The organism is Chelatococcus sp. GCM10030263 (assembly GCF_042666455.1).
Taxonomy (GTDB): Bacteria; Pseudomonadota; Alphaproteobacteria; order Rhizobiales; family Beijerinckiaceae; genus Chelatococcus.
Window position 1 is genome coordinate 109670 of record NZ_JBHTDB010000009.1, and the last position, 23028, is coordinate 132697.

19 protein-coding genes are annotated in these 23028 nt (G+C 64.7%); 4 read left to right on the forward strand and 15 right to left on the reverse strand.

What is annotated here, in order from left to right; translation table 11 throughout:
* Positions 1-44: 44 nt before the first annotated feature.
* From lspA to ACFQU1_RS19390, 4 genes are all read right to left on the reverse strand, one after another.
* On the reverse strand, positions 45-548 hold the full coding sequence (lspA, locus tag ACFQU1_RS19375) for a signal peptidase II (RefSeq protein WP_378135706.1): 504 nt from the start codon (positions 546-548) through the stop codon (positions 45-47).
* Between the two features lie 8 nt (positions 549-556).
* On the reverse strand, positions 557-3571 hold the full coding sequence (gene ileS / locus ACFQU1_RS19380; RefSeq protein ID WP_378135708.1) for an isoleucine--tRNA ligase: 3015 nt from the start codon (positions 3569-3571) through the stop codon (positions 557-559).
* Positions 3572-3926: 355 nt separating this feature from the next.
* Positions 3927-5171 (reverse strand): methyl-accepting chemotaxis protein, encoded by a 1245-nt coding sequence (locus ACFQU1_RS19385; protein WP_378135710.1) that lies wholly within the window; start codon positions 5169-5171, stop codon positions 3927-3929.
* Between the two features lie 106 nt (positions 5172-5277).
* Entirely contained in the window at positions 5278-6300 is a 1023-nt protein-coding gene (locus ACFQU1_RS19390; RefSeq protein ID WP_378135712.1) for a bifunctional riboflavin kinase/FAD synthetase, read from the reverse strand.
* 320 nt (positions 6301-6620) lie between these two features.
* Between ACFQU1_RS19390 and ACFQU1_RS19395 the strand changes: the two genes are divergently transcribed.
* Entirely contained in the window at positions 6621-7010 is a 390-nt protein-coding gene (locus ACFQU1_RS19395; protein ID WP_378135714.1) for a response regulator, read from the forward strand.
* A gap of 369 nt (positions 7011-7379) precedes the next feature.
* Here ACFQU1_RS19395 and ACFQU1_RS19400 read toward each other — a convergent pair whose 3' ends face one another.
* Positions 7380-8258 carry a TIGR01459 family HAD-type hydrolase gene (locus tag ACFQU1_RS19400; protein WP_378135716.1) on the reverse strand — a complete coding sequence of 293 codons (879 nt, stop codon included), beginning with the start codon at positions 8256-8258 and terminating at the stop codon, positions 7380-7382.
* A gap of 313 nt (positions 8259-8571) precedes the next feature.
* On the opposite strand from ACFQU1_RS19400, the gene ACFQU1_RS19405 reads away from it, so the two are divergent.
* The 3 genes from ACFQU1_RS19405 (at position 8572) to ACFQU1_RS19415 (ending at position 11396) form a co-directional block, all read left to right on the forward strand.
* The gene (locus ACFQU1_RS19405) at positions 8572-9924 is read left to right on the forward strand and encodes an aspartate aminotransferase family protein (protein ID WP_378135718.1); all 1353 of its coding nucleotides are present in this window, start codon (positions 8572-8574) and stop codon (positions 9922-9924) included.
* Between the two features lie 132 nt (positions 9925-10056).
* Positions 10057-10794 carry a DUF2076 domain-containing protein gene (locus tag ACFQU1_RS19410; RefSeq protein ID WP_378135720.1) on the forward strand — a complete coding sequence of 246 codons (738 nt, stop codon included), beginning with the start codon at positions 10057-10059 and terminating at the stop codon, positions 10792-10794.
* Positions 10795-10871: 77 nt separating this feature from the next.
* Positions 10872-11396 (forward strand): DUF1697 domain-containing protein, encoded by a 525-nt coding sequence (locus ACFQU1_RS19415; RefSeq protein ID WP_378135722.1) that lies wholly within the window; start codon positions 10872-10874, stop codon positions 11394-11396.
* A gap of 9 nt (positions 11397-11405) precedes the next feature.
* Here the strand turns inward: ACFQU1_RS19415 and ACFQU1_RS19420 are convergent, their stop codons facing one another.
* The 10 genes from ACFQU1_RS19420 to ACFQU1_RS19465 form a co-directional block, all read right to left on the reverse strand.
* On the reverse strand, positions 11406-12275 hold the full coding sequence (locus ACFQU1_RS19420) for a L,D-transpeptidase (protein WP_378135724.1): 870 nt from the start codon (positions 12273-12275) through the stop codon (positions 11406-11408).
* A 147-nt stretch (positions 12276-12422) separates the two neighbouring features.
* Positions 12423-13838 carry a lipopolysaccharide biosynthesis protein gene (locus tag ACFQU1_RS19425; RefSeq protein WP_378135727.1) on the reverse strand — a complete coding sequence of 472 codons (1416 nt, stop codon included), beginning with the start codon at positions 13836-13838 and terminating at the stop codon, positions 12423-12425.
* Between the two features lie 63 nt (positions 13839-13901).
* Positions 13902-15701, reverse strand: coding sequence for an ABC transporter ATP-binding protein/permease (locus ACFQU1_RS19430; RefSeq protein WP_378135729.1), 1800 nt, complete (start codon positions 15699-15701; stop codon positions 13902-13904).
* Between the two features lie 274 nt (positions 15702-15975).
* The gene (locus ACFQU1_RS19435; protein WP_378135731.1) at positions 15976-16431 is read right to left on the reverse strand and encodes a hypothetical protein; all 456 of its coding nucleotides are present in this window, start codon (positions 16429-16431) and stop codon (positions 15976-15978) included.
* A 192-nt stretch (positions 16432-16623) separates the two neighbouring features.
* Complete coding sequence (locus ACFQU1_RS19440) at positions 16624-17211, reverse strand: hypothetical protein (protein ID WP_378135733.1); 588 nt, start codon at positions 17209-17211, stop codon at positions 16624-16626.
* Positions 17212-17742: 531 nt separating this feature from the next.
* Positions 17743-19380, reverse strand: a complete 1638-nt coding sequence (gene groL, locus ACFQU1_RS19445) for a chaperonin GroEL (RefSeq protein WP_378135735.1) — start codon at positions 19378-19380, stop codon at positions 17743-17745.
* Between the two features lie 88 nt (positions 19381-19468).
* A complete protein-coding gene (groES, locus tag ACFQU1_RS19450) occupies positions 19469-19759 on the reverse strand; it encodes a co-chaperone GroES (protein WP_378135737.1) in 291 nt (96 codons plus the stop codon).
* Between the two features lie 210 nt (positions 19760-19969).
* Positions 19970-20437 carry an META domain-containing protein gene (locus tag ACFQU1_RS19455; protein WP_378135739.1) on the reverse strand — a complete coding sequence of 156 codons (468 nt, stop codon included), beginning with the start codon at positions 20435-20437 and terminating at the stop codon, positions 19970-19972.
* 193 nt (positions 20438-20630) lie between these two features.
* A complete protein-coding gene (gene hisG / locus ACFQU1_RS19460; RefSeq protein WP_378135741.1) occupies positions 20631-21602 on the reverse strand; it encodes an ATP phosphoribosyltransferase in 972 nt (323 codons plus the stop codon).
* Entirely contained in the window at positions 21599-22726 is a 1128-nt protein-coding gene (locus ACFQU1_RS19465; RefSeq protein ID WP_378135744.1) for an ATP phosphoribosyltransferase regulatory subunit, read from the reverse strand. The genes hisG and ACFQU1_RS19465 overlap by 4 nt, the downstream gene beginning before the upstream one ends.
* Positions 22727-23028 lie beyond the last annotated feature (302 nt).

Sequence of the window (23028 nt, forward strand, 5' to 3'; positions counted from 1 at the left end):
CCTAAGCGCGGATCGAGAAGCCCGAGCCCGCCGCTGTCCCCGCCTCAGGTCCCGCTGGCACCCGCCGCCGCCTTGTTGCGGCGCGGTTCGAGCACGAGCGCATCGTAGAGCAGGCCAATGACGCCGGCGACGATCGCCGCATCGGCGACATTGAAGACATACCAACTGTAGCCGAAGGCATGCAGATGCACGAAGTCGATCACCGCCCCATAGACGGCGCGGTCGAGCGCGTTGCCGAGCGCGCCGCCGATGATGAGGCCGATGGCCGTCGCCACGAGGCGCACATGGGTCCGCGCGAGCCAGACCGACAGACCGATGCTGGCCACGATCGACAGGCCGACGAGGAGCCAGCGGCCGAACCCGCCGTCCTGCTGCAGGAGCCCGTAGGAGATGCCGCGGTTCCATACGAGCATGACATTGAAGAAGGACGTGACCTCGATCGGCGGCCGCGCCCCGATGTCGACGACATGGTAGAGCCAGTTCTTCGTCGCCTGATCGATGACGAAGGTCAGGACAGCGACGAGGGCGCCGAAGCGGGTCGCGGACATGGCGCTCGTCATGCCCGCTTATGCGCCGCGTCCCATTCGCGCAGCGCTGCCGCATCCCGCGGCGTGACGTCCGGATAGTCGGGGTCGCTGCCGACCGCAGGCGAGATCTTCCAGGACCGCGCGCATTTGCGGCCGGCGGCGAGCCCAGGCATGACGGCGACACCCGGCACGTCGTCGAGGCGGAAGGCGTCGGCGGGGCCGGGCCCCGGCACCACGGCGATCGCCGAGGTGATCGCGACCTCGGCCAGGTCGATACCCTTGAGCGCGGCCGTCAGTTCCTCATCCGCGATGAAAACCGTCGGCGCGGCATCGAGGCTCGACCCGATGCGTTTGTTGGCGCGCTCGATTTCGAGCGCCCCGGTGATGACACGCCGCACCCGCCGGATCTTGTCCCATTTGGTCTTCAGGTTCTGGCTGCGCCAGTTCGGCGGGATCTGCGGAAAGCACTCGACATGCACAGAGCCGGTCTCGGAGGGAAAGCGCGCGAGCCAGGACTCTTCCGCCGTGAAGGGCAGGATCGGCGCAAGCCAGGTCACGACGCAGCGGAAGACCTGGTCGATGACGGTGAGCGCGCTGCGCCTGACGACGCTGGACGCCGGGTCGCAGTAGAGCGCGTCCTTACGCACGTCGAAATAGAAGGCCGAGAGATCCGCCGTCATGAAATGCATGAGCGTGGTCACGACGCGCTTGTAGTCGAAAGCCGCATAGGCGCGGCGGACCTCCTCGTCGACCTCGACGAGGCGGTGCAGCATGAGCCGCTCGAGCTCGGGCATCTCGCCGACAGCCACGATGTCATGGCCGTGGAAATGGTGCAGGCTGCCGAGCATCCAGCGGATCGTGTTGCGCAGCTTGCGATAGGTCTCGGCGAAGGTCTTGACGATCTCCGGGCCGATCCGCATGTCGTCGCTATAGTCGCTCGCCGCGACCCACAGGCGCAGGATGTCGGCGCCCGAGGTCTTGATGACGTCCTGCGGCGCGGTGACATTGCCCTTCGACTTCGACATCTTCTCGCCCTTCTCGTCGAGAATGAAGCCGTGGGTGAGGACGACGTCGTAGGGCGCACGCCCGCGCGTGCCGCAACTCTCCAGAAGCGATGAGTGGAACCAGCCGCGATGCTGGTCGGAGCCTTCGAGATACATGACGGTGTCGTGGCCGCCGTCGATGCGGCGCTTGACCTTCAGGTCCTCGCGCTTCTCGAGCGTGAAGGCATGGCTCGACCCTGAATCGAACCAGACGTCGAGGATGTCGGTGACCGACGTCCACGCCGAGGGGTCGGGCACCAGGCCTTCGAGGAAGCGGCGCGGATCGGCCGCAAACCAGGCATCCGCCCCTTCCGCCATGAAGGCTTGGGCGATGCGCTCGACGAGCTTCTCATTGCCCTTGAAGGCTGGGCCGGGCGCCAGTTCGAGCACATTGCCGGCCTCGTCCTCCCGGATGAAGACCGCGATCGGCACGCCCCAGGCGCGCTGGCGCGAGACCACCCAGTCCGGCCGGTTCTCGATCATGCCGTTGATGCGGTTGCGGCCGGTGGGCGGCACCCAGGTGGTGTCGGCGATGGCCTTGAGCGCCCGGTTGCGCAGGGTGTCGCCCGGCTTGCCGAGCGGCTTGTCCATGGCGATGAACCACTGCGGCGTGTTGCGGAAGATCACCGGCGCCTTGGACCGCCAGGAATGCGGATATTGATGCTTCAGCCGGCCGCGCGCGACCAGCATGCCGGCCGCTGCCAGCGCCTTGATCACCGCGTCGTTGGCGTCGCCCGTCTTGCCCTTGTCGTCGATGACGCGTGCGCCGGCGAACAGGGCGACATGACCGTAATAGGCGCCGTCGGGCCCGACGGTATGCGGCACCTCTGTGGTGCCGGCCTTGGCAAAGACCTCGCGGTTATTGATGAAGGTGATGTAGTCGTCGGCGCCATGGCCGGGGGCGGTGTGGACGAAGCCGGTACCCTGGTCGTCCGTGACATAGTCGGCCGCGACCAGCGGCACGTTGAAGTCATAGAAGGCGTTCGCCCCTTCGACCCCCCGCAGCGGATGGGCGCAGACGATTTGGCCGAGCGCGATCGCCGGCACGTCGCCGTGCCGCGTCCAGCTCTCGACGCGGGCGGCCTTGAACATCTCCTCGGCGAGCTTGTCGGCGATCACATAGCGGTCGCCGGGCTTGGCCCAATTGTCCTCGGGCGCGGCCGTCACCTCATAGAGGCCGTAGGTGATCGTCTTGGAAAAGGCGATGGCGCGGTTCGCCGGGATCGTCCAGGGCGTCGTTGTCCAGATGACCACCGACGTGCCCGAGAACGCGGGATCCGTGCTTTCGACGACCGGGAACTTTACATAGATCGTCGCCGAGGTGTGCTCATGATACTCCACCTCAGCCTCGGCGAGCGCCGTGCGCTCGACCACCGACCACATCACGGGTTTCGAGCCGCGATAGAGCTGCCCGGTCTCCGCGAATTTCATCACCTCGCGGGCAATCTGCGCCTCCGCGTCGAAGTCCATGGTCGTGTAGGGGTGCTGCCAGTCGCCCTCGACGCCGAGCCGCTTGAACTCCTCGCGCTGCACGGAGAGCCAATGATCGGCATAGGCGCGGCATTCGCGCCGGAAGGCGATCATCGCCGCGGAATCGGAGAGGTCCGGCTTCTGCCGGCCCTTGGCGCGGTAGTTCTCTTCCTCGATCCGCCATTCGATGGGCAGGCCGTGGCAGTCCCAGCCCGGCACATAATTGGCGTCATGGCCCAGCATCTGCTGCGACCGCGCCACCAGATCCTTCAGGATCTTGTTGAGCGCATGCCCGATGTGGATGTTGCCGTTCGCATAGGGCGGGCCGTCGTGCAGCACGAAACGGGGACGCCCCTTGCCGGCCTTGCGCAGCCGCTGGTAGAGGCCAATGCGTTGCCAGCGCGCCAGGATCTCAGGCTCGCGCTGCGGCAGGCCGGCGCGCATCGGAAAATCCGTCTGCGGCAGAAAGAGCGTCTCGGAATAATCCCGCTGCGTCGGCGGGACAGGCGTGTCGGTGGAAGAGTGGGTCATGGGCCAAGCCGGTTGAAGCACGCCAGGGCGCGCCAGCATGAGAAACGGTGCGGGGGGCCGCAATCGGCCCGAAGTCCCGGAGCTTCGCGAGTAGCGCGCCTGAGGACAAGGTTCCGGGAGACGGACGCTTCCTAAGACACGTGCTCAGGCGAAGGCCGGGCCGTTAATTCGCTTGATGTCGAACAGCCTGCCCATGAACCGTCTTCTAGAGCATGCGGCGTAAAAGGGGAAGCCGGTTTTCGCCCGCTGCGAGCCTTTTGGCGTTGGGTAAACACCCTGTCGGAACAAGGAGATAGAGAACATCGGGGTAGCCGCTACGATTGCCCCCGGCAGCGGTCGAGCCGGCTTTGCTCGCTCAGCCTGGGTTCGCGGTGGCGAGCAGCCGTTCGCAATGGCTGCGGAAGGTCTCCACGTCGCTAGTGAGCTTCTCCACGCTGCGCGCCATGCTCTCGCGCATGCGCAGGGTGTCCTCGGCCGTCCGCTCGACGAGCACCAGGGTGTCGCTGCGTTCGCCGGTGCCGGAGGCGGCCGCCTCGATCGAACGGGCGATCTCCTGGGTTGCGGAGCTCTGCTGGCCCACGGCATCGGCGATGATCATGGTCATGCGGTCCATGGAACTGATCGTGCCGGTAATCGAGCCGATGGCGGCGACGGCTTGCGACGTGGCCGCCTGCATCGAAGCGATCTGGCCGCGAATATCCTCCGTGGCGCGCGCCGTCTGGCTCGCCAGCGCCTTCACCTCCTGCGCCACGATGGCGAAGCCGCGACCGGCCTCGCCGGCGCGCGCCGCCTCGATCGTCGCGTTCAAGGCGAGGAGATTGGTCTGTTCGGCGATGGCGGTGATGAGCGTCACGACCTCGCCGATCTTGGCGCTCGAGCGATCGAGGGCACCGACGAGGGCGCTCGTGCCTTCGGCCTCGCGCACCGCACGGGCGGCAATGTCGGACCCCTGAGCCAACTGCCGACCGATCTCGTTGATGGAACTCGTGAGCTCGACGGCTGCGGCCGCCGCGGTTTGCACGCCATGGGTCGAGACATGGGCGGAACGAATGCTTTCGCGCATGCGGGCGATGACCGTTTCGCAGGTCTCGGCCGTTTCGCGCGCCTGCATGTCGATGGTGCGGGCCGCCTCGCCGACGGTCGAGGCAAGGCGCGACAGGCGATCGGCCGCACGCTGGTCGACTGCAATGCGCGTGTCGCGCGCCGCCGCCGCCTTTTCGCGCTCGAGAGTTTCGATTGTCGTCTGCGCCGATGCCAGTTGCTTGCGCACGCGCTCCAGGGCGCCGGCCAGCGCGGCCTCGATCTCCGCTTGGGAGCCGTTGCTTTCCGACGGGGGAATGGGCGTGGCGAGATCGCCGTCCGCCATGGTGATGAGGCGCTCGGCGAGCGCGTCGCGCCGGCGCATATTGGGCGCCGGAAGGAGAACGGCGATCAGCGCGAGCACCGCGGCGAGGGAGGGTATCGCGACGATATAGTTGATCCCGGTCGGCTCGGGCAACTCGCGCGCAATCACCAGCACCGCCGCGAAGACGACGAAAAGCAGGCCGAAGCGAATCAGGCGATCGCCGATCGTAGCCTTCGATGTCTTGCTGAAGCTCATTCTGTGGCGGCAACCGTTTGCAAACTGCGGTCAATCTATCCGCCAGGATTTAAGAAAAAGTGCAAAGAACGCGCTTTTGACAACAGGCGCGCTTATGGAAGGTGGGTCACGCCGCCCCGGCCTCGCTCTCGACCGACACGCCCGCGATCGCTTCGAGAAGCGAGGCGCAGTCCGCCTCCGGCATCGCAAGATGCCGGCGTGCATCGGCGGCATCACGTTCCATTTGTTGAACGAGCGCCGCTACGTCGGTGAATTTTTCTTCGCCACGCAACCAGGCCACGAATTCGACATCGAGTGGCGCTTCGTAGAGGTCGCCGTCGAAGGAAAAGAGATGGACTTCGAGCAGAGGAGCGCCGTTATCGAAGGTCGGGCGGCGGCCGAAACTGGCAACGCCGTCGAAGATGCGACCGCCGTGGCCGACGCGGACCGCATAGATGCCGTGATGCAGCTCACAATCGGCGGCAAGGTGGATGTTGGCCGTCGGGAATCCGAGGGTTCGCCCCCGTTTGTCGCCGTGCATGACCGTGCCGCTCACGAGCCATCGATAACCGAGAAGTTGATTGGCAGAAGCCACGTCGCCGCGCGCCAATGCCTCGCGAATGGCCGTGGACGAGACGCGGCCGCCGGCATCTCCCACGGGCGCAACGATGATCACCGGCACGCCGTGGTGGGCGGCCCGGCGGGTCAGATAATCCGGTGACCCCTCACGGCCTTTTCCGAAGTGAAAGTCTCCGCCCACGACAATGCCGGCCGCGCCGATCCGGCCGATGAGCAGATCGTCGACGAAAGCTTCGGCCGTCGTATTCGCCAGCGCCCGGTCGAAGGTCAGGACGATGGCACCGTCAAGCCCGAAATGCGCCATCAGCCTCAGCTTGGTCGGCAGAGGCGTGAGCGGAAACAGCCGCCGCTGCGGCGCGAAGAACAGGCTGGGGTGGGGATCGAAGGTCAGGGCTGCCGCCGGTCTCCCGAGATCCCTGCCGAGGATGACGGCCTTCGCGAGCACCTCCTGGTGCCCGCGATGCACTCCGTCAAAATTGCCGATCGCGAGAATCGGACGGGACAGGGCCGGCGTTCTCGGCGCGCCGCGTGCAATAATGAACGGCGCTTGGGGAGGGGGTGATAACGACATGGCGTTCCGGCATGGCGAGAACTGCGGCGACCGTCGCAGGCGGCGGGCGGACCCTGCCAAGAGGGAGCCCCTGAGGTCAAGCGGCACGTCCGTTCACGGCGTCTTTGTGCGGCCTCGCGGACGGCTTCACCGATGGTATGTTCGTTGCATTCACGGTAAAGAAGTAGTTGCGTCCGGCGCTGCTTACTCTATTAACGCGACGTGTGACTCCTCTGATTTTGCCGATGCCTGGAAACGGAGGAAATTCCGCGGTTTTTATGCGCGCCTCGCATCCCGCGGGGACGATCCGGGCCATGTGACGTATTCGTTTGGAGCCGGCTATGGCGCTTGATTTGGCAATGCCTATTCTCATAGTCGACGACTTCCAGACAATGGTCCGCATTGTCCGTAACCTCCTTGAACAAATTGGTTTTTATGACATTGATGATGCTCCCGACGGGGAGAGCGCGCTCGCCAAGCTGAAGCTCAAGAAATATGGGCTGGTGATCTCGGACTGGAACATGGAACCGATGAGCGGCTTCGAGCTCGTGCAACTGGTGCGCGCCAATCCGGCCTTCGATGACATGCGCTTCATCATGATCACGGCCGAATCCAAGACCGAGAGCGTCATCGCCGCCAAGCGCGCGGGTGTGGATAACTACATCGTCAAGCCGTTCAACGCTCAGACTTTGAAGGCCAAGATCGAGGCGACCTGCAGCACGGTCAATTAGAAAAGAAACGGCTGACCCTCGTCCACGCTCGCTTCGGAAACACACAATCCGGACAAAGGCTTAGTAGAGTTCGTTGAATCAAATATGGACCCTGCCTGCTGCGCGTTCGTTTGGGCGCGATACGGCCAGGGCGCCGATTGCTGGAAAACGTCTCGATAATTCAGGAAGATAGGATGTATTCCTGAATCAAAGTCGAAAGGGCTGGCTCGCCTTTTCCCGGCTGTCGTCAACCGGTCTCTACAGCAATGTAAATTGATGGACCGGTATGGTGTTAGCTCTATCCAATCTTGAGCTTAAAGGCGCACCACGAGACCGGTCTGTTCACGTGCCCTGTTGCGGCATTGCAGGAGGCTGCCCGCCTGGCAGTTTTCACCAGGTCAGCATTTCCATCATCATTGTCGGATGCACGCTCTGTTCGGTGATCCACTGGGCGAGCGCCATCTCGTCATGCGCGCCATGTGCGTCGGCAAATTCGCGCGCGTGAATGCCACGGGTGACGAAGAGAGCGTCCAATCCAACGCCACGCGCGCCGGTAATATCCGTGCGGATCGCATCGCCGATGGCGAGGGTGCGCGCCTCGTCCACCGGCCTCTGCCGGGCGGCGGCAGCCCGCGCCAGGGCAGCTTCGTAGATCGGGCGATGTGGTTTTCCCGCATAGGTGACCTCGCCGCCGCGCGCCTCGTAGAGCGCTGCGAGCGCGCCGGCGCAATAGACGAGGCGATGCCCGCGTTCGACCACCAGATCAGGATTGGCGCAGATCATCGGGAGCTTGCGGGCGCGCATGGCCTCAAGCCGGTCGTGGTAGTCTTCGGGCGTTTCATGGTCGTCGTCGAAGAGACCGGTCAGGACCACATAGCGCGCCTCCTCGAGCGGGACGCGTCGGCAGTCGAGGCCTCCGAAGAGTGGTTCATCGCGTTCCGGCCCCAGGTGAAACAGCGGCTCGCCCGGGCGTGCCGTGATGCTGCGCCGGGTGACGTCGCCGGAGGTGACGATGTCGTCGTAGGCGTCGCGTCGAGCGCCCAATTGGTCGAGGAGCGGCAGAACGTCGCTGCCCGGCCGCGGCGCATTGGACACGAGCACGACCGTGCCGCCCTGCGCCCGAAAACGGCTTAGCGCCTCGCCGGTCTCGGGGAAGGCGCGGATGCCATCGTGCAGCACGCCCCAGATGTCGCAAAGAATGACGTCATAACGGTCGGCGATCGACGACAGGCCGGCGATCACCGGGACGGGTCCCGAAGCGTCGGTCATGATCTCTCCCTTGGATAGCTGGCCGGGGCGGCCGGAATTGCGCTAAGGCGGCCCCGGCGCGGTGTCAACCGATCGCCGGCGCGGGCGACTGCTCCCGCTGCCGCCTTTATCCATCCGGCGCGGTTTTCGCATTTGAAGTTCCCGAGGGCCAATGCCATGAAAGCAGGGGACCCATGAAAGCTGGGGATCCACGAAGGCTGGGGGTCCATGAAGGCTAGGGGTTCTTGCACGCGAGATGGGACACGGCCGGTTGGCGGCCGGACCCGTCCCGCGCCCTGGCACGGTGCAACATGTCAACCACGGAGGATGTTCCATGTCCCTCGCTCACGACCAGGCCGGAGGGTCGGCCGCATCGGCGCCGAACGATCTCGAAGCTTTCTGGATGCCGTTCACGGCCAATCGGGCCTTCAAGGCGCGGCCGCGCGTGATTACGGGGGCCAAGGACCTTCACTATATCGCCAATGACGGCCGCAAGATCCTCGACGGTGCGGCGGGGCTCTGGTGCTGCAATGCCGGGCACAACCGCGACCCCATCGTTGCTGCCATCCAGCAGCAGGCAGCCGAGCTCGATTATGCGCCGGCCTTTCAGTTCGGCCATCCCAAGGCTTTCACCCTCGCTTCGCGGCTTGCGGCGCTCGCCCCCGGCGATCTCGACCATGTGTTCTTCGTCAACTCCGGATCGGAGGCGGTCGACACCGCGCTCAAGATCGCGCTCGCCTATTGGAACGTGCAGGGCAAGGGCTCCAAGACCCGCCTCATCGGCCGTGAGCGCGGCTATCACGGGGTGGGCTTCGGCGGCATTTCGGTCGGCGGCATCGTTTCAAACCGCAAGCTCTACGGCACGCTGCTCGCCGGCGTCGACCACCTTCCCCATACATATAACAGGGCCGAGCAGGCCTATTCCCGCGGCGAGCCGGATTGGGGCGTCCATCTGGCCGACGAGCTCGAGCGCATCGTCACCCTGCACGACGCCTCGACGGTGGCAGCGGTGATCGTCGAGCCCATGGCGGGGTCGACCGGCGTGCTGCCGCCGCCCAAGGGCTACCTCCAGCGCCTGCGCGAGATCTGCGACAAGCACGGCATCCTCCTCATCTTCGACGAGGTCATCACCGGCTTCGGCCGTCTCGGCGCGGGCTTTGCGGCCGAGCGTTACGGGGTCGTTCCGGACATCCTGACCTTCGCCAAGGGCGTCACCTCCGGCTCCGTGCCCATGGGCGGCTGCTTCGTGCGCAAGGGCATCTATGATGCCTTCATGCAGGGGCCCGAGCGGTCCGTGGAGCTTCCCCACGGCTATACCTATTCGGCCCATCCGCTCGCTTGCGCGGCGGCGCTCGCCACGCTCGACATCTATCGCGACGAGGGCCTGTTCGAACGCGCCCGTGCCCTTGAGCCGGCCTGGGCGGATGCGATCCACGGCCTCAAGGGTGAACCGAATATCGAGGACATCCGGACCATCGGCATCGTCGCGGGCATCGATCTCACGCCACGTGAGGGCGCGCCGGGCGCGCGCGCCTATGAGGTGATGGAGCGGGCCTTCCACGAATATGATTTGATGCTGCGCATCACCGGCGACACGCTGGCGCTGTCGCCCCCGCTCATCATCCGCGAGGCCGAGATCGGCGAGATCGCCGACAAGCTGCGGAAGGTCATCCGCGCCGTCGCCTGATCCATCCAGCGGGCGCGGTTTGCCATACGCATCGTGCCCGCTGCCGCCCTCGCCGGTCGGATTTTCGTCATGGCGTTCCTATATGGAGGGCAATGCCACGCGTGGCTGGACGACAGGTCGAGGAACAGAGCGATGAATCCGCAGGAAAAAGATGTCATCAACGGCATTTTCGACCGGCTGAGGCAGGTCGAAGGTCATCCGCGCGATCCGGAGGCGGAGGCCTATATCGCCGAGCGCGTCGCCGCCCAGCCCTACGCGCCTTATGCCCTCGCGCAGGTGGTGCATGTGCAGGAAGAGGCGCTGACCCGGCTGAAGGAGCAGCTCGACGGGCTGGAGGCCGAACTGGAAGAGGCCCGGCGCGGCGCCACTGCGCAGACAAGCGGCGGCGGATTTCTGTCGGGGCTCTTCGGCGGTGGCGCGAGCGAGCCGCCACAAGCGCCCCGCCCACCGGCCTCGTCCGCCCGACCGGGGCAGGCTGGCTCTCCGATGGGGCGCGGCGCTGGACCCGCATGGCAGAACGCCCAGCAACCCGACGCGATGGGCCAGGGAGCGATGTCCGCTGGGCCCTGGGGTGCGCGCATGGGCGGGGGAGGCGGCTTTCTATCCACGGCGCTGACCACTGCGGCGGGCGTCGCCGGCGGCATGGTCGTGGGCAATATGCTGGCCAGTGCCTTCGGGCTTGGCTCCCATGGCGATCAGACGGCGGAAGCGGCAAAGCCCGACGTCGCCAGTAATGCGAGCGATACGTCGCCACCCGAGGACAACGACGCGCGCATCGACCAGGCCGCCTATGATGACGGCAATAACGATGCCGATTTCGGCGCCGGTGACGATGCCGATTTCGGCGACGGCGGCTCCGACTGGGTCTGAGCGCCTCGGCTTGAATCAGCTCTCGGCGCGTTCGCGCCGAGGCTCATTTGTGCGCTGATCGCAAAGTGAGCCCCGATATGGCCGCATACATCGCCCTTTTGCGCGCCGTGAACGTCGGCGGGACGGGCAAGTTGCCCATGAGCGATTTGAAAGGCTTGTGCGAGCGCGCGGGCTTCGATGCGGTCCAGACCTATATCGCCAGTGGCAATGTCGTCTTCCAGAGCGCAGGCTCGGAGGACGAGGTCAAAGCGGCCCTTGAGGCGGAGTTGCAGGTGTATGCGGGCAGGCCAGTGGGCGTGCTCGTGCGAACGGCGGCTCAGATGGGCGAAGTGCTTGCCGATAATCCGTTCCCGGACGCTGCCCCGAACTGGACCGTGGCGATCTTCCTCGACGAGGCCCCCGCCCCCGACGCACTGACGAGCGTCACTGGCAGGGACGGCGAGGAACTGCGGCTCGGAAGGCGGGAGGTCTATGTCCGCTATGGCGAGGGGATGGGCCGCTCGAAGCTAAAAATCCCGGCGGCGCGAGACGGAACGGCGCGTAACATGAACACGGTTGCCAAGCTCGCCGCCATGGCGGCCGAGCTTGGCGAAACCGTTTGAGTCCGGCCTCTAGCTGACGATGACGGGCGCGCCGATCGGAACGCGGTTGTAGAGGTCGATCACGTCCTTGTTCATCATGCGGATGCAGCCGGATGACACGGCCCGGCCGATGGTGCTCGGCTGGTTCGTGCCGTGGATCCGGAAGAGCGTGTTGCCGAGATAGAGCGCGCGGGCGCCAAGCGGATTCTTCGGACCGCCCGCCATGAAGCTAGGCAGTTCCGGTTGGCGCTTCCGCATCGCCGCCGGCGGACGCCACGACGGCCATTCGCGCTTCATGCTGATGACCTGCCGGCCCTTCCAGGTGAAGCCCTCGCGGCCGACGCCGATGCCGTAGCGGATCGCCTTGCCGCCCGGCTGCACCAGATAGAGAAAGCGCGCGCGGGTATCGACGATGACGGTGCCGGGCTTTTCTCCGCCGTCATAGGCGACTTCCTGGCGCTGCAACTGCGCCGATACCGCTGCCTGGGGCGCCCAATCTTCGCGTCGGTCACGGCTCGGATCGGGCACGCGCGCGACGCGTGGACGGACCCGGCGGGGCGGCGGACGTGTCTCGAGCGGATCATCCATGAGCTCGTCATAGCCGTAGACCCCGCGCGGCGGGGCATGCGCGCCTGCAGCGAAGGGATCCTCCTCGATCGGCTCCGCATAGATGACGCCGGCCGGGCGCCGGGCCCGACGGACGGTCCGCGGCTGCGGTGCATAGACGGGCGGCGGCGCATATTCGGGAGGAGGGGCGTAGGCCGGGTTCCTACCGCCGGTGACCAGAAACTCGATCAGTCCGCCGCCGAGATCGCTCTGCGGCGCCTGCGCCATCGCGAGCGATGGCAGGACGAGACCAGCGGTCAGCACGACGGCCCTGAGGTAAAAGCTATGGCGCATCGGTGATCCTCGGTTGCCAATAATCACGAGGAGCTTAGTACCAGGTCCAGTGAATCGGAGCTTACAGCAATCGGCGGAAAACGGGCACTGGCTGCCCGTTCTGAGAATAGGGTTAGAAGTTGGTGATCACCTTAGGTTACCAGCACGTCACGCTCGCGGCATGAAACGCATCATCAGCACCTTGCGCAAGCCTCCGACATCGCAGGCGAGCACCAGCGCGCCATAGGCGACGGCGCCGCCAAGGCCGCCGGCGAGCATGATGGCGTTATGGTCTGTTCGGCGGAGAACCCAGAGCACCGCGGCAAGGGCAACTGCCGCAGCGAGGATAACGAGGATATCCCTGGCCCGCGGAAGCTCCGGCATCAGACGCAGGGCGAGCACCGCCGTAAGGATGAGCGCCGCGACCATGCCGCTCATCTGCGCGAGGGCGAAGCCGATCGCCCCGAAATGCCGCGGCAATACGAGGATAAGCGCGAGATTGACGAGCAGGCCGCATGCGGCCGCGGCGATGACCGGCGCCGTGCGCTCCTGGATCTGGAACACAGGATTGAGCGCAAATTGGAGGAGCGCGAAGGACAGCAGGGCCGGAATCAGCACCAAGCTGTAGGAGGCGAAGGGACCCTGGTAGGAGGCCGGCACGAAGAAGTGCTGGAAGATGGGCAGCAGCATGGCATAGCCGATGGCGAGCGGCGTAAGGAAGGCAAGGACCAGCACCAGATTGCGCGCCACCTGACGGTTCGCTGCCGCGCGCCCGTGCATGTGGTCGATACGCACGGCGAGCTGGAACAGGAAAATATCGACCGCCGAGCCTGCGACCGCGAAGATGCGGATGCCGAGATCTGCCGCCAAAGAGAAATAGCCCGCCTCCGCGAAACCATAGCTGCTGGCGACCCAGCTTCGATTTCCGATCGTCATGAGCTGGAAGATGGCACTGGCACCGACCAGCGGCAGGCCATAGGTGAGGAAGGTGCGCGTCAGCGGCCAACGGGTCGCGCGCAGGCCTATACCCGGGTCGCGTAGCGCCAGCCGGCCGATGAGGACCGCGGTCACGGTGCCCGCGGCAAAGCCGGCAGCCACCACAGCCGCATCCTTGAACAAGATCGACGCGCCGACCATCAGGACGAACATGGCGACATTCTTGACGATGACGAGATGCGCATAGGCGCGCTCCAGGAAGCGGGCCCGTGCCATGGCGGTATGGAAATCGAAGAGACCTATGGCGACCGTCATCGCGGCCGTCGCGGCGAGCAGGGCTGGCGGAAGGCCGAGCTCGGCGCCCGTGAGGACGAGGATGGCGGCTGCGGCGATGATGAGGAGCGCCATCGTCGCGAAGCTCGCTTCGAGCGTGGCGCGCACAGCCGGCTCCTCCTGCCGTGTACGCTCCGAATAAAAGCGCGTGGCCGACAGCCTGAGCCAATCGAGCAGGAGCGTGTTCACCACCGTCGCGACGGCATTGGCGATGGCATAGCGGCCGAACTCCTCCGGCCCGAGATATTTGGCGACGAGGAGGCCGAGCACGAAATTGAGGGCGGAATTGACGGCAAAAGTCAGAATGATCGTCATGCCGCCCGCGGCCACCGTTTCGAGACACTACGCGCCGCCAGCTTCCGGCGCGCTGCGCCATTGTTATGCTGGTTCGGCAGCGACGGGTAGAGGTTCCGCAGCGGGCGTGAAGGTGCCGTCGGCATTGCGCGCGATGGTCACGCGGCGGTCATGGAAGGCCTGCAGCGTCGTGCGATGCCCGATCGACACGATCGTCGTGTTCGGCAGTTTTTCCGCAAGCATGGCATAGATCGCCTTTTCCGTGGGCTCGTCGAGGGCTGCCGTCGCCTCATCGAGGAGGAGCCAGTCGGGTTTCGCCAGGAGCGCGCGCGCGACCGCGAGCCGCTGCTGCTCACCCCCGGAGAGCCGTTGCTGCCAGGTGTCGATGTCGTCGAGCCGGTCGATCAGATGCGGTAGCTGCACGGCGGTCAGCGCCTCCCGGATCGCCGCATCGTCATAGGTGCCGATCTCCGCTGGATAGTTCACCGCCTCGCGCAAGGTGCCGAGCGGGATATAGGGCTGTTGCGGCAGCACGAGCAGACGCTTGCCGGCCGGGATGGAGAGCTTGCCCTCGGCATAGGGCCAGATGCCCGCGATCGCCCGGAAGAGGGTGGACTTGCCGGAGCCGGAGGGCCCGACGATCAGCGTTTCCCGCCCGCCTTCGAGCGAAAGCGCCGGAACCGCGAGAATGGCCTCGCCGGATGGGGCCGCCAGCCGCACGCCTTCGAGCGTCACATGGTCAGCAGCCACCGTCTCGCGTGCGAGCTTCTCTTGTTCCGTGCCGACCTCCGTGGCGCGTTCCATGGTCTCGTCGAAGCCGGTGAGACGATCGACGACCGCCTTGTAGGCGGCGACCGTCGAATAGGCATCAACGAAGAAGGACAGCGCGTCCTGCACCTGGCTGAAGGCCTGGTTGGTCTGCATCAGATCGCCGAAGGTGACCCTGCCGGCGAAATAGTTGTGGGCGGTGAGCAGGAACGGAAAGATGACGGCCGCCTGGCCGTAGCCTGCGGTGAAGGCGGTCAGGATCTTCTGCACGCCGATCAGCTGCAGGAAATTGCCGACGACGAAGCCGAACAGCCCGCCGAGGCGCCTGCGCTCGGCGCCCGCGCCCTGCATGAGGGCGATCTGCTCGCCATATTCACGCACGCGCGCCATGCCGAAGCGGAAATCGGCTTCATAGCGTTGCTGCATGAAATTGAGATGGATCAGCCGTTTCCCGAAATAATGGGCGCCGATCGTGCCGGCGATCGAATAGATCAGCGCCACCCAGAACAGGAAGCCTGGGATGGTGGTATTGAGGAACGGCACCGTCATCTTCTCGGAGAGGCTCCAGAGGATGAAGGCGAAAGAGAATAAGCTGACGACCGAGGTCAGCAGGCCGAGGAAAAGCGTGAGCGTCGTCGTGACGAACTGGTCGATGTCCTCCTGGATGCGCTGATCCGGGTTGTCGGCGCCATGCCCGAGAAAGCGCATGCGATAATGCGCATTGCCGCGCATCCAGCGATCGAGATAGCGGTCGGTCATGACGCGCCGCCAGCGGATCGAGAGATAGGAGCGCACGACATAGGCAATGACCGCGCGGGTGATCCACACGGTCGCGAGAATGCAGAACAGGCCGATGAGCCGCCAGAAGGAGGCGGCATCCTTGGCCTGCAAGGAGTTGTAGAAGCTGTTCTGCCAGTAGGAGAGCACGACGCTGAGCGCGACACCTCCGAGCGCCAGCGCCACCACGGTGACGAGCATGAAGAGGCCGATCCACCGCTCTTGCATGCGGAACGTGCCGAAGGGCCATAGCCGCATTTCGCTGATTTCGCGGGAGGCGAAATAGGGCTTGGTCAAATGCCAGATGGCGACGAGGAAGGTCTTCAGTCCGTGCATCATGCTCATCTCGGCCGTGCGCCGGGCGCAGAGGGCCGCTTCCCCTTCAGTTGACGTATCAGCGCGATAGACCCGAACGTCACAATGCTCAATGGCCGCATTGTCGCGTTCGGGTTGCCGGTGCCATTCTGCCGTCCCGTTCCAGTTGGCGCGAGTATGCGCCCTTCACAATCTGGAGCCAGCCGGCTGTCGCGCTCGTTACGGGCTCCTTACGCTTTTTTCACGGCAAGCGGGAGATGCCGGCCGAAACAGTTCCGGCGCGGCGCGGGCTGTCAGCTCAAAGAGCCTGATCGGGCGGGAGCAATGGGCACAAGCCGATCAGCGGTGTAACGCCGTTCTCGATATCCGGGCGCAGGATGAAATCGTCGCGCTGAAGATCCTCCGGCTGGTGGCCCCAGATCATGAGCGAGCCCCCGTCCCGGGCGAAGGGAAGTGAGGTGCTTTCGCCTACGGACTTCATACGTGCCTGCAAGTGATCTTTATCAATAGCGTAAGCTGACAAATCGATCTTGTCGCCTTCTTCACGCTTGAAATCCATGACCATTGTAGTGGTATCGGGCTTGGGAACGAATCTATCCTTCCCCGTATCCCCCACCAGCATGCTCCAGTGACTGCCGGCGATGAGAACATCATCGTCGGCTGTTCCCATGACGAGATGACTTGATTTACTTATGTAAATACAGGATCCGTGTGTGAATCTATTGTCAATACTGTATTCATTAGAATAATTCATGATAAGATAATTCCACGAGATGATCTTGAAGTGGCAAGCTCATAGGCGACGGCCATTGCCTTGCCTCCTGGGGTGCGGCACGGCACAGGTGGGAGCTGTGCCGGCCGATTTTTTGGGTTGCGGCACCATCCTGTCGGGAGTGGTGCCGCGCCTGGCGAAGTGACCTCCGCCTGGGCGGAGGCGGTCGTGGCCTCAGCCTGGGTCGAGCGAGGCGATCTCCGTCGGTAGGGTCTGGCCGACAAGTGCCGCAGGGCCGATTTCGGTCTGTGCCAGCGAGACGGCAAGTGGGGAGGCGGCGGCGTTGTGAGCAGTTGGCGCAGTATCTACCCTGGGCGGTGCGAAAATAAAGTCGCTAAGTTCCAAGGTTTCGACCGTCTGACTTTCGATTTGGATAACCAGGCGGCCGTTCGGGGCGAGCGGGATTTCGACATGCGCGGCGCAGCCTTCGTCCTGATCCTTGTTCGTCGCGTACTTCAACAAGCTCAACATATCGGTTATGCCGATTCTTGAAACGTCGATCTTGTCGCCCTGCGTTCGGTCAAAGTCGGCAATCCAGTGCTCGCCCCCACCCATCATTCTGAATATGTCGGCGCCTCCTCGTCCCAAATAGACGCCAGACCCCGGACCGCAGTCGATGACATCGTCACCGCCTTTGGCATCGATAAATACTTGTCGTCCACGGCGTGTCAGGTGCTCGCCATCGTCTGTCCCATCGAGGAGCAAGACTGAAGGATCGCATCCATTTTTTGTGCTGCTCATGTGATCTCCGAGTTTCTGCATGAATTCAGACTCGGCCGGCTCCCGTCATTCGCGAGAGACACAGTGCACGTGCAAAACGGGATGCCTGCCAAGTTTCCTAAGGCGCTTCACGGCAAACTAGGCGAATCTCGGCGATATTTATTGAGATTCGATGTCTCTCGAAACCGTCAAGCCAACGTTTATTAGCACTAAGAAGTTATAAGTATATTTGTAATTCACGCATCCGTATTTCAGATCACGAACAATTCTTATGCTTTAAATGCTTAGGGTGGGTATGACTGAATATTTCCTTGTGGGTTGCGGTTGTATAGTTCCAAAGACGGATGCCCCAATCGAGGCGGTATGATCGTCGCCGCGCCGATGGGGCCGGGCAAACCCGCGCTCGGCGAGGCGGAGCGTATGGCGGCTCCCGCCATGGGACTCGTCTGATCGTGAGCTCGAACAAAAAAAGCGCGGCCAGAGCCGCGCTTCATTCTGAGCTGAACCCGAACCGGTGTTTCCGGCTCGGGTTCGCTGACGTGTCTATCGACTGAGCTTAGACGTGGACTTGACTTAGAAGTCCATGCCGCCCATGCCGCCGCCGCCCGGCATGGCCGGAGCGGGCTTGTCCTTCGGCAGTTCGGCGACCATGGCCTCGGTCGTCACCAGCAGGCCGGCGACGGACGCTGCATCCTGCAGGGCCGTGCGAACGACCTTGGCCGGATCGACGATGCCGGCTTCGAGCATATCGACATACTGCTCCGTCTGGGCATTGAAGCCGTAGGTCGCGGACTTGTTCTCGAGGATTTTGCCGACGACGATCGAACCTTCAACGCCCGCGTTCTCGACGATCTGACGGATCGGCGCTTCGAGGGCCTTGAGCACGATATTGATGCCGGCCTGGACGTCGGCGTTGTCGTCCTTCAGCTTGCCGACGGCAACCTTGGCGCGCAGCAGCGCGGTGCCGCCGCCCGGCACGATGCCTTCTTCGACAGCTGCACGGGTCGCGTTGAGCGCGTCGTCAACGCGATCCTTCTTTTCCTTCACCTCGATCTCGGTCGCGCCGCCGACGCGGATCACCGCGACACCACCGGCGAGCTTGGCGAGCCGCTCCTGCAGCTTCTCGCGGTCGTAGTCCGAGGTGGTCTCCTCGATCTGCGCCTTGATCTGACCGACGCGGGCCTCGATGTCCTTCTTCTTGCCGGCGCCGTCGATGATCGTCGTGTTTTCCTTCTCGATGCGGATGCGCTTGGCGCGGCCCAGCATGTTGAGGGTCACGCTCTCGAGCTTGATGCCGATGTCTTCGGAGATGACCTGGCCGGCCGTCAGCACGGCGATGTCCTCGAGCATGGCCTTACGGCGATCGCCGAAGCCGGGCGCCTTGACGGCTGCCACCTTCAGACCGCCCCGCAGCTTGTTGACGACCAGCGTGGCGAGCGCCTCGCCTTCAACGTCCTCGGCGATGATGACGAGCGGCTTGCCGGTCTGCACCACAGCCTCGAGCACCGGCAGCATAGCCTGGAGCGAGGAGAGCTTCTTCTCGTGGATGAGCACGAAGGGGTCCTCGAGCTCGGCGATCATCTTCTCCGCATTGGTGATGAAATACGGGGAAAGATAGCCGCGGTCGAACTGCATGCCTTCGACGACGTCGAGCTCGGTCTCGGCGGTCTTGGCCTCTTCGACCGTGATCACGCCCTCATTGCCGACCTTCTGCATCGCGCTGGCGATCATCTCGCCGATGGAGCGGTCGCCGTTCGAGGAAATCGTGCCGACCTGGGCCACTTCCTCCGACGACTTCACCTTCTTGGCACGCTTCTCGATGTCCTTGACCACCTCGGTGGTGGCAAGATCGATACCGCGCTTCAGGTCCATCGGATTCATGCCGGCGGCAACCGCCTTGGCACCTTCCTTGACGATCGACTGGGCAAGGACGGTCGCGGTCGTCGTACCGTCACCGGCGAGGTCGTTGGTCTTGGAGGCGACCTCGCGCACCATCTGGGCGCCCATGTTCTCGAACTTGTCTTCGAGCTCGATCTCCTTGGCGACGGTGACGCCGTCCTTGGTGATGCGCGGCGCGCCGAAGGACTTCTCGATGACGACGTTACGGCCCTTCGGGCCGAGGGTGACCTTCACCGCATTGGCGAGGATGTCGACGCCGCGCAGCATCTTGTCGCGCGCATCGGACGAAAACTTGACTTCTTTGGCAGCCATGGATCAGCTCCTGAGCAAAGCCTGAATGGGAATGAAAAGCGTCTGCAGGGCGGCATGCCGTCCCGCGCGGAATGACTTGCCCGCCAGCTTACTTGCCGATGACGCCCATGATGTCGGATTCCTTCATGATCAGGAGATCCTGGCCGTCGATCTTCACTTCCGTGCCCGACCATTTGCCGAACAGGACGCGATCGCCCTTCTTGACGTCGAGAGCGACGAGCTTGCCGTTGTCGTCGCGCGCACCTGGGCCGACGGCCACGATTTCGCCTTCCTGCGGCTTTTCCTTGGCGGTATCGGGAATGATGATGCCGCCCTTGGTCTTTTCCTCACTGTCGAGACGGCGAACGACCACGCGGTCGTGCAGGGGACGGAAAGCCATGAATGTAAATCCTCTCGGCGAACCTCGCCTGTGCATGTCGGCGGAGGTTGATGGGCCTTGCTAGCACTCAAGCAAACTGAGTGCTAATGGCCCTGGAAATACGCAACGGAGAGGCGCAAGTCAAGCTTTCCACAACGCTGGCCGTGGCAGGCGGCCGTAGCCGCGCTGATTCGATAAGTCGGTGGTTAATGTCTGGAGCGTCAGGGGTTATCAGAGCGAGCGGTCGGACTTCAGCACGCCGCCTTGCCCGACGAGAACAAGCTGGCCGCCGACGATGTCCCACCGCTGTGCCGTACGGAGCGCGATGAAGAAAGCGCGCTCGGTCGCCATGATGTCCTTGGCGCACTCGCGTTTGGTAATGGCGAAGGGACCGACGGCAAAGGACTGTCCCCTGAGGGGATAAGCCGTGGCCGAAAAGGTATTGCAGCCCCCGAAACCGCGCAGTCGGAGCGTCTGGTCGAGCGTGAAGGAGGGGCGTTTGTCGCCGCGCGGCAACTGCCTGTCGTTCAAGGTATCGGCCGCCCAGGAGGCACCGAGCGGAAACTGCTTTTCCTGCCGCGGCTGCTGCTGGGCATTGCCCGCAGGCGGCGCTTGCTGCGGACGCTGGCCAGCGCGCTGGGCGAGCGCCGGTGACGCAACCAGCAGGGCGAGGACGATCAAGGCATAACGACAATTCATGGATGCTTCCACCAGGTCACGGCGGGACACTAATCGCCACGCCTCCGATGTGCAATGTCGCCAGCGCGCCTTCACCGCAAATCCACGCCAGCGTGCTGTGCTCATCAACCGTGCGACCCGAGGGTGCATGACTACCTTCACTGAGTCCGTGGCAAAGACGTGGCAGCGGCGCGGGAGAAACGGTCGCAGCTGCCTAGCCGAGCCGCGCGAACAGGCGCTCGGCGAGCGAATTGGTGGCATGGAACACGGCATCGAGCCGCTGCACGGTCACCGGATCGGCGCCATTGGCCGAGAGGAGCTCGACGGCCGCGAAGACCTGCGTCGCCGGGACGTGAATTGCCACGAACCCGCGCTCATCCGACCCGCCGAAGGGAAACCGGCAGGAGAGCCGTTCTTCGAGCTCTGCACGCAGAGCAGCATCGAACTCCGGCAGCCGCGCGCGCAACTCGCGCGTGGTGCGCGCCTCTTCCTCGGCGGCGATGCGCGTGAGTATGGTGCGGGCCGCAGCTTGCGCTTCCGGGCTCCAGGGCGCCTTGAGCGAGGCGACGAGATTGGCTTCCGAGCGCAGGATGAGGCCGTCGTCCACCACTTTCAGGGCGTTCGCGGCGAGCGTCGAGCCGGTCGTCGTGATGTCGACGATGATCTCGGCGGTCCCCGAGGCGGGAGCCGCTTCCGTCGCGCCGAAGCTCTCGACGATGCGATAGTCGGCGATGCCATGTTCGGCGAAGAAGCGCCGCGTCAGGTTGATATATTTGGTGGCGACCCTGAGGCGGCGGCCGTGCCGGTGGCGCAGATCCGCCGCCACATCGTCGAGATCGGCCATGCTGCGCACGTCGATCCAGGCTTGCGGCACCGCCACCACCACATTCGCCTGGCCGAAGCCGAGCGGCGTCAGAAGCTCGACCACCGCATCCGCATCGGCGATGTCTTCGCGGATGAGATCCTCGCCGGTGACGCCGAGATGGGCGCCGCCGCTCGCGAGCTGCGCCACGATCTCGGCGGCAGAGAGGAACAGCACCTCGACATCGGGCACGCCGGCGATGACGCCGCGATAGTCGCGCGCCCCGCGCGACTGCACCAGATTGAGCCCGGCCTGGGCGAAGAAGCGGGCCGCATTCTCCTGCAGCCGCCCCTTGGAGGGCACGGCGAGAACGAGCGGTGTCATTGTCCCTCTCCAGCATCGGCCTCGTTGAGGCCGTTCAGGCGGTCGAGCCAGATGGCGAAGCCGACGGCGGGGATCGGTTCGGCGGCGCCGAGATGGGCGAGCAGACCGTCGTAGCGGCCGCCGCCGACGATCGGCTTGGTTTCAGGCCGTTGGCCGTCATGCGCCTCGAAGATGAAGCCGGTATAGTAGTCGAGATTGCGGGCAAAGTCGGCGGCAAAGACGAGGCTCCCCACGTCGACGCCGCGCGCCGCCATGAAGCCGGTGCGCGCCTCGCATTGGTCGAGTGCCTCGTCGAGGTCGAGCCCCGCGTCCCGGCAGAGCTTGCGGATTTCGGCGACGGCCGTGTCCGGATCGCCCGTGACGGCAAGATAGCGCGCGAGGATGTCACGGACCTCGCCGTCGAGATGGCTGTGGCGGTTGGCGGCGCGCGCCAGGAAGCGCTCGGCGATCTCCGCGGCCGAGCGCCCGCCGACGCTGACGATGCCGGCGATCGCCATGACGTCTTCCACGAAGGCGCGGGCGGCCTGCTGGTCCTGCCCCTCGATGGCGGCGAGCAGCCCGGCATGGTCATGGCCGTTGCGGCCCGTATCGTTGCCATTGAGGATGGTCTCGATATCGCCCTGCACGACGGCGCGCTGCACGCGCCGGCGCACGGCTGGCGGCAGGGCGAGCGCATCGAGCAGTGCCGTGAGGAGGCCGACGTCGCCGACCCGCACCACCGATTTGGCGATGCCGAGCGAGGCGAGCGCTTCGAGAGCGAGCGCGATGATCTCTGCGTCGGCGGCCTCAAGGTCGCCGCGGCCGAAGGATTCGACGCCCGCTTGCGGAAACTCGCCGGAGGTGCCGGCCCTCAGCCGAAAGACCGGGCCGTAATAGCTGAAAGCGGCCTGCTCGCCGGCGCGCGGCGAGGCGAGATAATCGCGGCAGACCGGGATCGTGTAGTCGGGGCGGAGGCAGAGCTCGTGGCCCGCGGCATCCTGCGTCACGAACATATGCCGGCGGATGTCCTCGCCCGACAGGTCGAGAAAGACATCCACGGGCTGGAGCACGGTGGGCTCGACGCGGGCATAGCCCGCCCGCGCGAACAGGGCGCCGAGCGCATCCGCCTGGTCGAGTTGCAGCATGATAAGGTCCATTCCTCTCGTGGCCGCGTCTTAGCAACTGCGGCGTGGCGAGGCGACCCAATTCTCCAAGGAGGGTGAACGGCGGCTATGGATTGGGCAGCGATTTGTCCCAGGCGCTTGTCATCTCCGGGCCGCGAAGGGCGAAGCCTGAGATGGCGCGAACGATGCCGCATCTCACCGTCGTCATCCCGGAAGCGCCGCAGGCGCTGTCCGGGATCTAGAACCGGTGAGGGCCATAGGTCGGGCGCCACCGGCGCGGCAATCCGTAACCGGCATCGGCTCTAGATCCCGGACACCTCGCT

Bases quoted from the DNA above. Each gene is read 5' to 3' on its own strand.
- lspA (WP_378135706.1), bottom strand. From the start codon at position 548: ATGTCCGCGACCCGCTTCGGCGCCCTCGTCGCTGTCCTGACCTTCGTC.
- ileS (WP_378135708.1), bottom strand. From the start codon at position 3,571: ATGACCCACTCTTCCACCGACACGCCTGTCCCGCCGACGCAGCGGGAT.
- ACFQU1_RS19385 (WP_378135710.1), bottom strand. From the start codon at position 5,171: ATGAGCTTCAGCAAGACATCGAAGGCTACGATCGGCGATCGCCTGATT.
- ACFQU1_RS19390 (WP_378135712.1), bottom strand. From the start codon at position 6,300: ATGTCGTTATCACCCCCTCCCCAAGCGCCGTTCATTATTGCACGCGGC.
- ACFQU1_RS19395 (WP_378135714.1), top strand. From the start codon at position 6,621: ATGGCGCTTGATTTGGCAATGCCTATTCTCATAGTCGACGACTTCCAG.
- ACFQU1_RS19400 (WP_378135716.1), bottom strand. From the start codon at position 8,258: ATGACCGACGCTTCGGGACCCGTCCCGGTGATCGCCGGCCTGTCGTCG.
- ACFQU1_RS19405 (WP_378135718.1), top strand. From the start codon at position 8,572: ATGTCCCTCGCTCACGACCAGGCCGGAGGGTCGGCCGCATCGGCGCCG.
- ACFQU1_RS19410 (WP_378135720.1), top strand. From the start codon at position 10,057: ATGAATCCGCAGGAAAAAGATGTCATCAACGGCATTTTCGACCGGCTG.
- ACFQU1_RS19415 (WP_378135722.1), top strand. From the start codon at position 10,872: ATGGCCGCATACATCGCCCTTTTGCGCGCCGTGAACGTCGGCGGGACG.
- ACFQU1_RS19420 (WP_378135724.1), bottom strand. From the start codon at position 12,275: ATGCGCCATAGCTTTTACCTCAGGGCCGTCGTGCTGACCGCTGGTCTC.
- ACFQU1_RS19425 (WP_378135727.1), bottom strand. From the start codon at position 13,838: ATGACGATCATTCTGACTTTTGCCGTCAATTCCGCCCTCAATTTCGTG.
- ACFQU1_RS19430 (WP_378135729.1), bottom strand. From the start codon at position 15,701: ATGATGCACGGACTGAAGACCTTCCTCGTCGCCATCTGGCATTTGACC.
- ACFQU1_RS19435 (WP_378135731.1), bottom strand. From the start codon at position 16,431: ATGAATTATTCTAATGAATACAGTATTGACAATAGATTCACACACGGA.
- ACFQU1_RS19440 (WP_378135733.1), bottom strand. From the start codon at position 17,211: ATGCAGAAACTCGGAGATCACATGAGCAGCACAAAAAATGGATGCGAT.
- groL (WP_378135735.1), bottom strand. From the start codon at position 19,380: ATGGCTGCCAAAGAAGTCAAGTTTTCGTCCGATGCGCGCGACAAGATG.
- groES (WP_378135737.1), bottom strand. From the start codon at position 19,759: ATGGCTTTCCGTCCCCTGCACGACCGCGTGGTCGTTCGCCGTCTCGAC.
- ACFQU1_RS19455 (WP_378135739.1), bottom strand. From the start codon at position 20,437: ATGAATTGTCGTTATGCCTTGATCGTCCTCGCCCTGCTGGTTGCGTCA.
- hisG (WP_378135741.1), bottom strand. From the start codon at position 21,602: ATGACACCGCTCGTTCTCGCCGTGCCCTCCAAGGGGCGGCTGCAGGAG.
- ACFQU1_RS19465 (WP_378135744.1), bottom strand. From the start codon at position 22,726: ATGCTGCAACTCGACCAGGCGGATGCGCTCGGCGCCCTGTTCGCGCGG.